Annotated in this window: 12 protein-coding genes and 1 pseudogene; 9 read left to right on the top strand and 4 right to left on the bottom strand. The window is 70.5% G+C overall.

The genetic code is table 11. The features are described from left to right. Positions 1–433 precede the first annotated feature (433 nt). Entirely contained in the window at positions 434–673 is a 240-nt protein-coding gene (locus AC0T5L_RS21090; protein ID WP_476167189.1) for a winged helix-turn-helix domain-containing protein, read from the bottom strand. 344 nt (positions 674–1017) lie between these two features. Here AC0T5L_RS21090 and AC0T5L_RS21085 point away from each other — a divergent pair, with 344 nt between their 5' ends. The 3 genes from AC0T5L_RS21085 (at position 1018) to AC0T5L_RS21075 (ending at position 1942) form a co-directional block, all read left to right on the top strand. Continuing rightward, a complete protein-coding gene (locus AC0T5L_RS21085; protein WP_476167188.1) occupies positions 1018–1287 on the top strand; it encodes a hypothetical protein in 270 nt (89 codons plus the stop codon). After that, positions 1284–1685: a hypothetical protein gene (locus AC0T5L_RS21080; protein ID WP_476167187.1), complete on the top strand. Its 402-nt coding sequence runs from the start codon at positions 1284–1286 to the stop codon at positions 1683–1685. Before AC0T5L_RS21085 ends, AC0T5L_RS21080 begins: the two co-directional genes overlap by 4 nt. A 95-nt stretch (positions 1686–1780) precedes the next feature. Then, positions 1781–1942 (top strand): hypothetical protein, encoded by a 162-nt coding sequence (locus tag AC0T5L_RS21075; protein ID WP_476167186.1) that lies wholly within the window; start codon positions 1781–1783, stop codon positions 1940–1942. 80 nt (positions 1943–2022) lie between these two features. Here the strand turns inward: AC0T5L_RS21075 and AC0T5L_RS21070 are convergent. The 3 genes and pseudogenes from AC0T5L_RS21070 to AC0T5L_RS21060 form a co-directional block, all read right to left on the bottom strand. Then, a pseudogene (locus AC0T5L_RS21070) lies at positions 2023–2868 on the bottom strand (TadA family conjugal transfer-associated ATPase); the annotation flags it as partial. Then, complete coding sequence (gene ssd / locus AC0T5L_RS21065; RefSeq protein WP_476167185.1) at positions 2865–3962, bottom strand: septum site-determining protein Ssd; 1098 nt, start codon at positions 3960–3962, stop codon at positions 2865–2867. The pseudogene AC0T5L_RS21070 and the gene ssd, both read right to left, overlap by 4 nt. Positions 3963–4963: 1001 nt before the next feature. Further along, the gene (locus AC0T5L_RS21060) at positions 4964–5776 is read right to left on the bottom strand and encodes a Fic family protein (protein WP_476167184.1); all 813 of its coding nucleotides are present in this window, start codon (positions 5774–5776) and stop codon (positions 4964–4966) included. 198 nt (positions 5777–5974) lie between these two features. On the opposite strand from AC0T5L_RS21060, the gene acs reads away from it, so the two are divergent. The 6 genes from acs to AC0T5L_RS21030 all read left to right on the top strand — a co-directional run bounded on the left by acs (position 5975) and on the right by AC0T5L_RS21030 (position 14112). Beyond that, positions 5975–7945 (top strand): acetate--CoA ligase, encoded by a 1971-nt coding sequence (acs, locus tag AC0T5L_RS21055; protein ID WP_476167183.1) that lies wholly within the window; start codon positions 5975–5977, stop codon positions 7943–7945. 224 nt (positions 7946–8169) lie between these two features. Further along, positions 8170–8655, top strand: coding sequence for a phage holin family protein (locus AC0T5L_RS21050; protein WP_476167182.1), 486 nt, complete (start codon positions 8170–8172; stop codon positions 8653–8655). A 9-nt stretch (positions 8656–8664) separates the two neighbouring features. After that, on the top strand, positions 8665–9606 hold the full coding sequence (locus AC0T5L_RS21045) for an alpha/beta fold hydrolase (protein WP_476167181.1): 942 nt from the start codon (positions 8665–8667) through the stop codon (positions 9604–9606). Between the two features lie 7 nt (positions 9607–9613). Next, entirely contained in the window at positions 9614–10159 is a 546-nt protein-coding gene (locus AC0T5L_RS21040; RefSeq protein ID WP_476167180.1) for a DUF309 domain-containing protein, read from the top strand. A gap of 609 nt (positions 10160–10768) precedes the next feature. Next, positions 10769–13192, top strand: a complete 2424-nt coding sequence (locus tag AC0T5L_RS21035) for a sodium-translocating pyrophosphatase (RefSeq protein ID WP_476167279.1) — start codon at positions 10769–10771, stop codon at positions 13190–13192. 434 nt (positions 13193–13626) lie between these two features. After that, entirely contained in the window at positions 13627–14112 is a 486-nt protein-coding gene (locus AC0T5L_RS21030) for a SixA phosphatase family protein (RefSeq protein WP_476167179.1), read from the top strand. The last annotated feature ends 258 nt before the right edge of the window (positions 14113–14370 follow it).

Raw genomic sequence — 14370 nt, 5'->3', positions numbered from 1 at the left:
GTCGTGCGCTACGGCCGTTGTGGAGCGCGTGGCCCCGCCGGTCCGTCCGGACGTCCGTCCGGACGAGCGCGGAGCGGGTCACCGTGCGATCCTCCGGCCCGCACGGACGGTCGTTGGCCCGGCGGAGACGGCGGGCCCGTGCGAGGAATGCGGGGCCACGGTGGACGAGGTCCGCCGCGTGGCTATCGGCTCCGTCGTGGACGAGGCGGACGAGTAGTGAACGAGGGGACGCGCTCCACGCGGGACGCGTCCCCTCGTTTTTTGTGCCTGGAGTTGATCAGTACCGGTCAAACAGACGCACCCCATTTGACCAGGGGAAATCCCGAACAGCCTTACCCGCGTGTGGGCGTCCGGAGAACGGGGCCCAACGCGGCACGGTGCGATACAGAGCTTTATAGCGCTATACAACAATCCGTGACGGTTTGGTAACCGACTAGACCACGAAGGTCCCCTTCCCGGGGAGCGTCTTGACCAATTCCCGGTCCCGGAGTTCCTTCGTGGCACGCCGGGCCGTCCCGATGGCGACGCCGTACGTCTCGGCTAGTTCCCTCTCCCCGGGAAGCTTCGCCCCTGCTGGCAGGTCTCCAGCCGCGATGCGGGCCGCGATGTAGTCGGCAAGTTCGGCGTACACGTAGGCGTCTGCTGATGGCTCAAAGTCGGGAACTCCACTCATGAGAGCACCGTAAGACGCCTTTGAGCTGCACAAACGCCCCGATAGCTCTATGCCGCTTCATAAAGCGGTATGGAGCACGTAAGGTAGGTGCTCCGCACACGCGGAACCCCGGCAACGTGCTGTTACACGTTCCGGGGCGTGGTCCACCTGGAGAAAGCAGGCAGACAGTGAAGACCCTAACGTCCCTTTTGGCTTTGATCCTCCGGGTCCTCCGGCCGTCCCGTGGCGTCCACCGTGCGCCGTTGGCGGTCCGTCGTGACGTTCAGGACGAGGCACGCGCGAACCGCGTACGGAAGTACGCCCGGCCGCTCCCGGCCTGGCCGTCCGGCCCCGGGTTCGACACCGTGACGGAGGCAGCGGACGCCGTCCCGGCCGTCCCCGCTCCACGCCGTCCGGCGGACAAGGCTCCGGCCGTCCTCGTTCCCGTTCCTGCCGACTACGTCCGCGTTGTGGACCCGGAGGCCGTGGCCGTCCCGGCGGAGCTTGTCCGGGGCCACTTCCGCGATTGGGAGCGGAGGCAGGCGCGGGCCCGCGTGGCGCGTGCGGACCGCTCCCGGTTGGGACTCGCCGTGTTGGCCGATCTCTCCGCGTACGTGAACGAGGGGGCCGCGTGAACGCCCACGAGGACGCCCTAGACACCAACGACACGACGGAGGACACCGTGTCCGTGACCCGCATTGACGCGCGCGTGGACGAGCTAGACGCGATCCTCCGCCGTCCGGGCCATCCCGCACACGCGGGTATCCGCCTCCGGCAGTGCGACCGGATCTTTAGCGCGATCGACCGCCACATGCGCGACGGCGGGCCGGGCCCGTCCGGCTGGCGGGCCGCTCCGTCCAGCGCGGTTGTGTGCCTCGTGGCCACAAGCGCGTATGACGCACTCTCGGAAGCCCTCCGGGAGCGCGGCGGAGTCGTGGCCGCGCGGGCCACGCTGGAAGCCGCACGGCTGGAATGGGAGCGGCTGGACGGGTTCGCCCGGGACGGCATGTTTCCCGACCCGTGGACGCGCTAGCCGTGTCCCGCTCCCGTGCCTCGCTGATACTGGACGCAACCACGACCGCGAACGCCCCGGCCCTCGGACTTACACCCCCCGACATGGAGAACAGCATGACCGACACCGACCGAATCAACGGCCTTTCCATGCTTGTCACGGACCTCGTGGCGGACCTCGTGGCCGACGGCCGCATGACGGAGGACGAGGCGGAGCGCTGGACGCGGGACGCGGACGCCATCGCGTCCGGTGACCCGGAGCGCATCACGCACGGGTAAGCCGCCTCCGCGCACCGCGTACGGGCCCCGGGGACGCCCGGGGCCCCCTTTTCCCCTTACGTGTGTGGTTAGGCCGGACACCCGCCTTCCTGACCGGTGTTCAGAGCACCCAGCAGCGACACGATCTCCGGTCCGCGCGCCTCGCCCACCACCAGCCGGTCCGGGCGCATCCGCAGCGCCTGCCGCACCAGGGTCTCCAGGGACACCTCGCCGCTTCCCTCGATATTGGCCGGTCGGGTCTGGAGCCGGACCACGTGCGGGTGGTCGGGCCTCAGCTCGGGGGAGTCCTCGGCCAGTACGACCCGCTCCCCCGGATCCACCAGGGACAACAGGCTGGACAGCAGGGTGGTCTTGCCCGTGCCCGTCCCCCCGCTCACCAGGAACGGCGCCCGGGCCGCCACCAGGGCCCGGAGCAGCGCGGCCCCGCACGGGGTCACCGTCCCCCTCCCGGCCAGGTCCTCCAGGGTGAACGCACGCCGGGGCGGCAGCCGCAGGGACACGCACGCTCCTGAGGGCGCCACCGGCGGCAGCACCGCGTGCAGACGAGCACCTCCGGGCAGCCGGGCGTCCACGTAGGGCACGGCCGCGTCCAACCGCCGCCCCGCCTGTGACGCCAGCCGCTGGGCCAGGCGGCGCACCTCGTCCGCCGACTCGAACCGCACCCCGGCCCGGCGCAGACCGCCGCCGTCGTCCACCCACACCTCGTCGGGGCCGTTGACGAGGATGTCGGTGACCCCCGAGGTCATGAGCTCCTCCAGCGGCCCGGCACCGGACAGGTCGGCGGCCAGGCGGCGGGTCATGGACAGCACCTCGGTGTCGCCCAGCGGCCCTCCCTCCGCACGCAGCGCCGCCGCGACGCTCGACGGGCTCACCGGTACCCCGGAGGCCACCAGGCGGTTACGCACGGCCTCCACCAGCGCGCTCACCGGGCCGCCTCCGAGGAGGGCAGTCCCGCCACGATCCGGTCAGCGAACCGGGCCAGGGGCGAGCGGGGCCGGCGGGCGGGAACCTCTCCCGCGGCCAGCAGGCGCGCCAGCCCCGGCTCGGGTGGCAGGTCGGCGCCCAGGCCCACCCTCAGCGTGTTCGCCACCACGTCCGCGCTCAGCTCCCCCCGGGCACCCCGTACCACCAGCCGCACGGCCCGAGCCTCGTCCCGCAGCCGGGAGAGCACCCTCGTCGCCGCCACCACCGACGGCACGTCCGCCGGGACCACCAGCAGCACCAGGTCGGAGCGGTTCAGGAACACGGTGGTGGCCGGATCGAAGGAGCGCGGCAGGTCGGCCACCACCAGGTCGGTGCCCTCCCTCGCCGAGGACAGGACCGCGCGTACCGCCCCGACCGGCAGCGGATCCGCCGGCTCCCTCCCGCGGGTCCAGGTGAGCACGGACACCCGGGGGGTGCCCGGAAGCCCGGCGCGCAGGTCGCGCCAGCGCACCCGGCCGCTCCTTCGCAGCAGGTCCTCCCAGCCGGTCCGCCGCCGGGGCCCGGGGGCGGAACCGTGGTCGCAGCCGAGGTAGAGGTCGGCACCGCACCCGAGCGGGTCGGCGTCCAGCAGGGCGGTGGAGCGCCCGGTCCGCTCACCGGCCAGGGCGAGGGCGACCGCGGTCAGACTGGCTCCGGCGCCTCCCCGGCCCCCGACCACGGAGACGGTGGGCGCCGGTGCTCTGGCCGGGGCCGACGCCCTCGCCAGCAGGTCCACCAGCACGGGCTCGTCCCGGGGCAGTAGGAGAAGGCGCTGTCCTCCTGCGGCCGTGGCCTGGGAGTCGCGGGCCTGGGGGGCTCGGACTTGGGAGTCGCGGGCCACGACCACGTGGTGGCCCGGCGGGGGGTCCGTGTTCCGCAGGACCGTGCGCAGGTCGGCACCGACCACGACGAGAGGGGCGTGTGGCCACAGACTCAGCGCCCGGTCGAGTGTGTGCGCGACGGCGACCTCGGTGGATGCCGCGGTGGCCAGCCTGAGGAGGTCGTCGAGAAGGAGGGGGTCGGCGGTCGCGAGCAGGGGTCGGTGCTGGACGTCCATGGGACCTTCCGGATCAGGAGGAGCTCTCCTTGACCTTCGCCGACCCGGAGGCACAAAAAAAGCCCCGTCCGGAAGCTGTGGACAACTCCGGAGGGGATCGGACGCACGAGGGCCGGAAGAAGGGCCGTGGGTCCGCGGCTCGCGGGCGGGTTCACCTGACGGGCGGGATGCGTACACGGGGGCGAATACGCATCCCCGCCCGACAGGCGAGAGGAGCGGACGCGGGCCCGCCTTCGCCGGGGGAGCGAAGGCCGCCACGCGGGTTCCGGTTCCGGGGGGTCGAACCGGATCCGCTCTCCGGTGAGGGTCTGTGGAGAGGCGCGCTCTCGTGACCACCGAAAGACCAGACTCGCTGACGTTCTCCCAAGAGGACGCATCCGCCAAAACGCGAAATGGGGCGCGTTGGGCGGGACGGCGAAGCGGCGTGGGCCGGTCCTCCGGAGAACGACGGAACAGACGGTACCACGTGGTGCTGTGTATAGGTTCGGGAATCCAGGAGAAAAACTTGGGTAAACCACCTTTTCGTAGCCGGAACCCCAGCGTAGAAAGAAAGCAGTTGGTGGCTCAGACCCACCCCGACGCGTCAGCCGGGAACCCACGCGCCACCTGGCCCCGTGAGGCCCGTCTAGGCCGGACGACTTGATGTCTCGCCCGGTCAGACTAAGAACACGGACGCCTGATAACCCGGTGGGACGCGCCGGAGACGGCGCCCCGCAAGACAGGACGGGGCGTCGTCCCGCTTGTGCGCGCACGGGTACGTCGCAATCCCGTGCCATTCGCACGCCAGGAAGCGTGACACAAACGAGACCTTTTGTCGTCGTTGCGCGTGAGTCGGGAAGTGATTGGCCCCCACCTTTTCAGTGGGGCACAACTGTCTTTTGGCGAAGGCGGTATCCGTTCCGCGCCTCACGCACGCATTCGGGCCTCACGCGGACGCTCCCGCGCCCCATCCGGCGTCCGAGCACGCACACGGTCCCGTCCGTCCGCTCACCGCCTTGCGTTCAACCGCGCTTGAGGGCCTCGCAGGTAGCCAGCGAGTCCTGCGCGCCGGCGCGGACCGCGCGGCAGCAGTACACCACCCACCCGGCCACACCTTCCGGGGTGCCGCCCATGTACCCGCGCAGCGCCGGGCCGTACTCGTCCCGCAGCGTCTGGTGTCCCAGTTCCGACGTCACCAGCGATTTCGGGTCCAGCCCGCGTTCGACCAGGGTCAGCCGTTCCGCCGCGCGCGCCACCAGGCCGTCACCCCACCCGAACGGACGGACGGCCATCAGCTCGCCGTGCACCAGGGCCGACGTCACCAGCGCGGGAACCGTCGTACGGGCACCCAGTAGCGAGTACAGGCCCTCCAGCCGGGTCAGCGCCACCTCCGGAGCCGGGGCCGGGCCGAGCTCCAGCGGGTCCTCGACCCGCTCCCCGGCCGTCCGCGGGCGGCCCAGCGCGTCCTCGGACACCGCGTCCGCCGCGGCGAGGGTGTGCAGCCGGGCCAGCGCCTGGCGCGGCGCCTTCGGCCAGGTGTCCACCAGGGTCCCCAGTTCCCCGGACACCCGCAGCGCGCCCTTGATACGCGTGTCGTACACGTGTCCTTCGCGGACCTCGTCCATCGAGACCTCGGCGCCCTCCAGCGCCGCCGAAGCGCACGCGCCGCGCAGGGCGGACTCCATGGACACATCACTGCTGCGGCGGCGCAGCACGCGGTGTCCCAGCAGACGGTCGACCAGGGTTCGTGTCTCGGCGACCGCGTCCGCCACACCGGGCAGTTCGGCGATCCGGGCCAGTGGGTCGGACGCGGAGGCAGAAGTCGATTGGCTCACGGGGAACAACACTACGCGCCGGTAACACCGGCTGCCTCCACCGACGCCCCGCGACCGCTCGTCGCAGCCGGGCGACCGTTCGCCGCCCGTTCATCGCGTCTCCGGACGCCCCCGCCGCTGTACGGCGACCCGGTTGTTCACGCGGTATCGCACCACATGATTAATTGGGTGTGAACAGCCTACGTAAGGAGAATCACAGTGGCCGACAGCACTCCCCCGAGCCAGGAGACACTGTCCAACCTTCTCCACGAGACGCGCAGTTTTCCCCCGCCGGAGAACCTCGCCGCCAACGCCAACGTCAAGGCCGACGCATACGCCGGGGCCGAAGAGGACCGTCTCGCCTTCTGGGAGGAGCAGGCCCGCAGGCTGCACTGGGACCAGCCCTGGGACACCGCCCTGGAATGGAACCCGCCCTACGCCAAGTGGTTCGTCGGCGGCAAGCTCAACGCCTCCGTCAACTGCGTGGACCGCCACGTGGCCAACGGTCTGGGCGAGAGGGTCGCCTACTACTGGGAGGGCGAACCCGGCGACACCCGCACCATCACCTACGCCGAACTCAAGGACATGGTGTCCCAGGCCGCCAACACCATGACCGAGCTCGGGGTCCGCAAGGGCGACCGCGTCGCCATCTACATGCCGATGATCCCCGAGACCGTCGTGGCCATGCTCGCCTGCGCCCGCATCGGCGCCGTCCACATGGTCGTGTTCGGCGGATTCTCCGTGGACGCCCTCGGTCAGCGCCTCGACGACAGCCAGGCCAAGCTCGTCGTCACCGCCGACGGCGGTTACCGCCGGGGGAAGGCGAGCGCGCTCAAGCCCACGGTGGACTCCGCGGTCGCCGACCGCCCCGCGGTCGAGAAGGTCCTCGTCGTCCGCCGCACCGGCCAGGACGTCGAGTGGACCGAGCGCGACGTGTGGTGGCACGAAGCCGTGGAGTCCCAGAGCACCGAGCACACCCCGGAGGCGCACGACGCCGAGGACCCGCTGTACATCATGTACACCAGCGGCACCACGGCCAAGCCGAAGGGCATCCTGCACACCACGGGCGGCTATCTCACCCAGACCTCCTACACCCACTGGGCGGTCTTCGACCTCAAGCCCGAGACCGACGTCTACTGGTGCGCCGCCGACATCGGCTGGGTGACCGGCCACTCCTACATCGTGTACGGCCCGCTCTCCAACGCGGCCACCACGGTCCTGTACGAGGGCACTCCGGACACCCCGCACAAGGGCCGTTTCTGGGAGATCGTCGAGAAGTACAAGGTCACCATCGCCTACATGGCGCCCACGGCGATCCGTACCTTCATGAAGTGGGGCGACGAGATCCCCGCCAAGTACGACCTGTCCAGCCTGCGTGTCCTCGGATCGGTGGGCGAGCCCATCAACCCCGAGGCCTACGTCTGGTACCGCAAGAACATCGGTGGTGACCGCACCCCGGTCGTGGACACCTGGTGGCAGACCGAGACCGGCGCCATCATGGTCAGCCCCCTGCCGGGCGTGACGTCCGGCAAGCCCGGCGCCGCCATGCGCGCCATCCCGGGCATCGCCGCCGACGTCGTGGACGAGGAGGGCAACTCCGTTCCCGACGGCGAGGGCGGTTTCATCGTCGTCCGCGAGCCGTGGCCGTCCATGCTCCGCGGCATCTGGGGTGACCCCGAGCGCTACAAGGACACCTACTGGTCGCGCTTCGAGGGCCTGTACTTCCCCGGAGACGGCGCGAAGAAGGACGAGGACGGCGACATGTGGCTGCTGGGCCGCGTGGACGACGTCATGCTCATCTCCGGACACAACCTCTCCACCACCGAGGTCGAGTCCGCACTGGTCTCGCACCCGCGTGTGGCCGAGGCCGCGGTCGTCGGCGCCACCGACAAGGTCACCGGGCAGGCCATCGTCGGCTTCGTGATCCTGCAAGGCGGCGAGGAGGAGGTTCCCGAGGACCTGGTCCAGGAGCTGCGCAACCACGTCGGCGCCTCGCTCGGTCCGATCGCCAAGCCCGCCCGGCTCCTGGCGGTCCCCGAGCTGCCCAAGACCCGCTCCGGCAAGATCATGCGGCGCCTGCTGCGCGACATCGCCGAGAACAGGGCCATCGGCGACACCTCCACACTGACCGACTCCTCGATCATGGAGGTCATCGCCAAGCAGATGCCGTCCGCCAAGCAGGAGGGCTGAGCGTGCGGTCCGGACGGTCCGCACGCCGCGAGGGGCGTGCCTCCGCCTGACGGGAGACCGCGGCGCCCCGGCCACGGGCCGGGGCGCCGCCCCGTTCCCACTCACCCGTGTGACGAAACCCGGCGACGTCATTGTGCGTGCCGTGAGAGACATGGGAGATGGGGTATGTGCGAGGATGCGGAGGATCATCCGTGCGTTCGGACCGAGAGAAGGGAACCCCCACGATGGCGGACAAGCCGGGTACCGGTGCACCTGGCGCCACCAGGGACACCGACCGCTCCATCAGCGAACTGGTCTCAGACGCCACGGGCAACATCTCCAGGTTGGTGAGCCTGGAGATCAGGCTGGCCAAGATGGAGGCCAAAGCCGACGCGGTCCGTGTCGGCAAGGGCGCCACCGGTTTCGTGATCGTCGGGGTCCTCGCCCACATCTTCATCATCCTCCTCTCGGTGACCGTCGCCTTCGCCCTGTACGAGTTGTTCGGTCTGCCCGTGTGGGCCTGCCTCGGCATCGTCACGCTCGCCTACCTGCTGCTCATCGTGGCCTTCGGGCTGTACGCCCTCACCAACTTCCGTAAGCGTGAGGGCCTGCGGCGCACCACGCTGACCACCTCGCGCCTCAGCGGCATCCTGCGCGGTGACATCCGCCCGCCCGGGAACTCCGTCGACACCGCCGGCTCCGTCGAGGCGTCCGCCCCCGCGGCACGGTAGTCCCGCTCAGTGTTGGACGACTCCGCCGCCTACGTCGACGGCCCCTGGAGCCACCGGACCGTAAGCGCCGCGGGGGCCCGGTTCCACGTCGCCGAGGCCGGTGAGGGACCGCTCGTACTCCTCCTGCACGGCTTCCCCCAGTTCTGGTGGGCCTGGCGTTCCCAGCTGAGCGCGCTCGCCGCCGCCGGTTACCGTGCGGTCGCCGTCGACCTGCGCGGCTACGGCGCCAGCGACAAGACCCCGCGCGGCTACGACCTCGTCACCCTCGCCCAGGACACCGCCGGGCTGGTCCGGGCGCTCGGATCGCAGGACGCGGCCGTGGTGGGGCACGGTGTGGGCGGCCTCGTCGGATGGACCATGACCGCCTACCACCCGGGAGCCGTGCGCGCCCTGACCGCGGTGTCGTCGCCGCACCCGCGCGCCACCGCGCGAGCCCTGGTCTCCGGCGGACCGGGGGTCCGTCACATGCTCAAGGCCCAGATCCCCATCCTTCCCGAGCACCGGCTCCTGGCCGACGGGTGCGTGCGCCTGGGCGACCTGCTGCGGGAGTGGTCCGGGCCCGGTTGGCCGGACAGCGAGGCCGAGGAGCGCTACCGCCGCGCCTTCGCCATCCCGAAGGTCTCCCACTGCTCCCTGGAGTGCCACCGCTGGATCTTCCGGTCGCGGTGGCGCACGGACGGCCTCCGCTACTACGCCAGGATGCGCACGCCCGCGCGCGTCCCCGTCCTCCAGATCCATGGTGACCTCGACCCGGTCTTCCCGCCCGAGACGGCACGCGCCTCGCGGCGCATGGTCACGGGGGCCTACCGTTGGAGGCGGATCCCGGATGCGGGACACTTTCCGCACGAGGAACGTCCCGATGAGTTCTCCCAAGCACTCGTGGAGTGGCTGGCGGAGGCCTCTCCGGGGGAGGCGGACGGAGCCCTCGGGGGCGAGGGGGAACGGCGGTGAGGCACTGATGACGACAGAACCCGCGAACGGACACACCGAGCAGGCCCCCGGCCACCGGGGCCGGGCCGGCGGCCGGGACCGCAACACCACCGGTCAGGCGCAGAACCAGCGGCCCCGGGACCGCTACGGACGGCCGATGCCCCACGGGAGCGAGGGCGAGGTCGAGCGGGTCCCCGACGACGCCGTGTTCTCCGCCGCCGAAGGCCTGGAAGAGGCCCAGAACCTGCTTGACGGGGGATACGCTTTCACCGCCCACGAAGTTCTCGAAGCCGTGTGGAAGTCCTCGCCCGACCCGGAACGGGAGCTGTGGCGCGGCCTCGCCCAGACGGCGGTGGGCATCACCCACGCACAACGCGGCAACACGGTCGGCGCCGCACGTCTGCTGAGGCGGGGCGCGGACCGGGTGGAGCCGTTCGGTCCGGACGCTCCGCACGGGGTGGACGTGGCCGGTGTGGCGGCGTTCGCCCGTGCCCTGGCCGACGACCTGGACGCCGGACGCGCCCAGCCGGGCGACGGTATCGATCCCTCGGGGATGCGGCTGCTCGGACGGTAGCCCGTGGGCGCGCCGAAGGGCCGACGGCACCCGGGCGCCCGTGGGAGGAGGCGGCCGCGACGGAGCGGGCGCACACGGCCGCCGGTTCCCGGCGGCCTCTCCAGCCTGCTGAGAGTGCGGTACCTCTGAGGCCAGTGGGATTTGTGTGGCCAGTGGTGCTTATTCCTTTTTATAGCCTTATGTGGGCTTTAGCGTTAACATCGTGTTGCGGCATTATACGATGTTATGTAAGTCGAATATTGCCAATAAAGTCATTTATCCTCTTTCTGGGTCACCGGGAGATCACATCTTCGGATTGTCTTGAAGAACACCCGGGCCGGGCCTCACCTTTTTTCCGTGTCGTGCGTAGAATCCCCGGATCACCGCCCGTGATTACGCGGCACGGGCGGTACGCACCACAACCAAAGGTGGCACCGCTTCGACCCCGCCAAGCGTGCCGTCGGGCCAGCTCAGGCTCCTTCCGGACGGCGGTACGTCCACAGCTGCGCGCGGGAACGCCGCCCCTACGGCGAGCCGTTCCGTGCGTTTTCCGGTGGACGGGGCCGAAAAGGTCGTGCCCGTCTCAAGGAGGACGGATTGTCTGGGCTCAACCTCGCCGCTGAAAGCGGCATGGCCCTATCACTGGCAGGCACCGACTTCACCCTCGTCATCATCGTCATGGTGGTGGCCCTTCTGGCGCTCGCCGTCGCGGGAATGCTGGTACGTGAGGTCCTCGCCGCAGAGCAGGGCACAGAGCGAATGCGCAACATCGCGGTCGCGGTGCAGGAAGGAGCGGCGGCCTACCTCAAACGACAGTTCCGTACCCTCGCGGTCTTCGCCGTCGTCATCCCGCTCCTGCTACTCCTGCTCCCCGCCGATTCCTGGGCCATCGCCATCGGCCGGTCGGTCTTCTTCGCCCTCGGCGCCCTGCTGTCGGCGGCGACCGGCTTCATCGGCATGTGGCTCGCCGTACGCGGCAACGTGCGGGTCGCCGCGGCCGCCCGGGGCGGTAACGACGCCGCCAACCGCACCGCCATGCGCATCGCCTTCCGCACCGGCGGTGTGGCAGGCATGATCACCGTCGGCCTCGGCCTGTTCGGCGCGGCCGCCGTCGTCCTCCTCTACCGGGGCGACGCACCCATCGTCCTGGAGGGCTTCGGCTTCGGCGCGGCACTCCTCGCCATGTTCATGCGTGTGGGCGGCGGAATCTTCACCAAGGCCGCGGACGTCGGAGCCGACCTCGTCGGCAAGGTCGAGCAGGGCATCCCCGAGGACGACCCCCGCAACGCCGCCACCATCGCCGACAACGTCGGCGACAACGTGGGCGACTGCGCCGGCATGGCCGCGGACCTCTTCGAGTCCTACGCGGTCGTGCTCGTGGCCTCGCTGATCCTGGGCCGGGTCGCCTTCGGCACCGAGGGCCTGGTGTTCCCGCTCCTGGTCCCCATGATCGGCGTACTCACCGCCATCATCGGCATCTTCCTGGTCGCTCCCCGCGCCCGGGACAGGACGGCTATGTCGGCGATCAACCGCGGCTTCTTCATCTCCGCGGGGATCTCCGCCGTGCTCGTCATCGGCACCGCATTCTGGTACCTGCCCGGCAGCTTCGACGGGCTGTCCGGTGTCAGCCCGCAGGTCCTGGACGAGATCGAGGCGGCCGGAACCAACCCGGACCCGAGGTTCATCGCCGTCGCGGCGGTCCTCATCGGCCTGGTGCTCGCCGCAGCCATCCAGCTGCTCACCGGCTACTTCACCGAGACTGACCGGCGTCCCGTCCGCGACATCGGTGAGAGCTCCGAGACCGGCGCGGCGACCGTCATCCTCTCCGGCATCTCCGTCGGACTGGAGTCGGCCGTCTACTCCGCCCTCCTCATCGCGGGCGCGGTCTACGCCGCGTTCCTGCTCGGGGGCGGCTCCATCACCCTGAGCCTGTTCGCCGTCGCCCTCGCCGGGACCGGCCTGCTCACCACCGTCGGCATCATCGTGGCGATGGACACCTTCGGCCCGGTCTCCGACAACGCCCAGGGCATCGCGGAGATGTCCGGCGACATCGAGGGCGGGGGCGCGGACATCCTCACCGGGCTCGACGCCGTCGGCAACACCACCAAGGCGATCACCAAGGGCATCGCGATCGCCACCGCGGTCCTGGCCGCGACCGCGCTGTTCGGCGCCTTCCGCACCTCGGTGCAGGCGCAACTCGGCGACGCCGACGCGTTCTCGCTCTCGCTGGACCAGCCCGACGTGCTCGTCGGCGTCATCATCGGCGCCAGCGTGGTGTTCTTCTTCTCCGGACTGGCCATCATGGCGGTCGGCCGTGCGGCGGGCCGCGTGGTGCTGGAGGTGCGCAACCAGTTCCGCACCCGTCCGGGGATCATGGACGGCACGGAAAAGCCCGAGTACGCGCGGGTGGTCGACATCTGCACGAAGGACTCCCTGCGTGAGCTGATCACCCCGGGCCTACTGGCGGTCCTCGCGCCGATCGCGGTCGGCTTCGCCCTGGGCTACGCGCCGCTGGGCGCGTTCCTCGGCGGCGCCATCGCCGCGGGCGTGCTCATGGCGGTCTTCCTCGCCAACTCCGGAGGCGCCTGGGACAACGCCAAGAAGCTCGTCGAGGACGGCCACCACGGCGGCAAGGGCTCGGTGGCCCACGAGGCCACGGTCATCGGCGACACGGTCGGCGACCCCTTCAAGGACACCGCCGGCCCCGCCATCAACCCGCTGCTCAAGGTCATGAACCTCGTCGCGCTGATCGTGGCGCCCAGTGTGGTGATCTACGCGGACAACGTCGTCCTTCGCGTGGTGGTGACCGCGGTGGCGGTGGGTGCGATCGTCGGCGCGGTCCTGTGGTCCAAGCGCCGCGGCGCGGGCACCGAGACCGACCTCGCCGAGACGGACGGCCGGTCCGCGCCCAAGGGCGCTCCCCAGGCCGGGGGCGGTGACGCCGATCCGCAGGAGGACGCCTCCTCTGGCGGGGCCACCCGTGCGAAGGACGGCGCGGTCGACCCCGGCGCGGACGACCGCAGGGAGGAGGCCCGTGCCGGGGACGGCAAGTAGGTAGGAGGACCTCCGCCTCCGGGGAGCGTCCGGAGCCTCCGAGGTGGCGCGTGGACCTAGGGAGTGTTTTTTAGAAGGCTTTCGGGTCAGTGAGCGGCCGTTTGGGCCGTCTCTCGCAAGACGGTGTGCGAAGTTCAGCCTGGTCGTGCTTCACGAGCGCGCAGGCGTAGCGAGAGGCAGCCCGGTGGACGCGAGCCCGAAATGATGCAAAAGACACGCCTAGGTGCGGCCGCCCGGGAACTCCCGGGCGGCCGCACCCGTGCGCGTGACCGCACCTAATCTGGAACCACGGGGACGAACCAGCACACACGCTGGTCGTGTCGACAACCGAAGGAGTGGTTCCCGGTGTCCGGGATGAAGGGACTGTTCGTCATCGTGGCGATCATGGTGGGGTTCATCGGCGCGCTCGCCGTCGTCGCGACGAGCCTGGCCTCATGAGCGGCACGCGCACGCTGCTGCTGATGCGGCACGCCGAGGCCGAGAACGGGTACGGGCTCCAGGACCCCGACCGCTCCCTCACCGACCGGGGGCGCGGCCAGGCGGAGGCGGTCGGGCGCCTGCTCACCGGGTTGGGACACGTACCGGACCACGTGATCTGCTCCACGGCCGAGCGCACCCGTCAGACCCTGGACGGGGTGCTGGGAGCGATGCGGCCCGTGCCCCGGCCGGAGGTGGACTACTCCGAGGCCGCCTACTCGTCCGGGGTGGACACGCTCCTGGAGCTGGTGAACTACGTCGACAGCGACGCGGAGACGGTCCTGGTCGTGGCGCACAACCCGACGGTGGCGCAGCTGGCGGCGTCCTTCGTGGGAAACGGGGCCCTGACGGCCTACGCACCGTCCACGGTCGCGGCCGTTGAACTGGAGGTGGAGTGGCTGTACGCCGCACCGGGGAACGGCACGGGCAAGCTGTTGAACTAGCGTGACCCAGGTCACGCGAAGTTCGAGTTGCCGAACCACGGGAGCGGGGGTAATGTTCTCCGAGTCGCCTTCGAAGGGCCCAAGGCCACGAGGAGCCGCGACACTCCTTCCGGCGAAACGAACGCGGGTTCTTCGCGGGCGTGCCGGATCCCCTTGAAGTTCAAGGAACCCTCTCCGAGTTGAACTGGTTCAGGCAGTGTTCTTGATCCGGTAAGCTCAGGGGGCGCTCCCAAGGAAACGCGGAAGCGAAACGGGCTT

Source organism: Nocardiopsis sp. TRM 82005 (assembly GCF_056312425.1).
The sequence above is the reverse complement of the archived record's forward strand: the minus strand, read 5'-3'. Positions and strand labels throughout refer to the sequence as shown.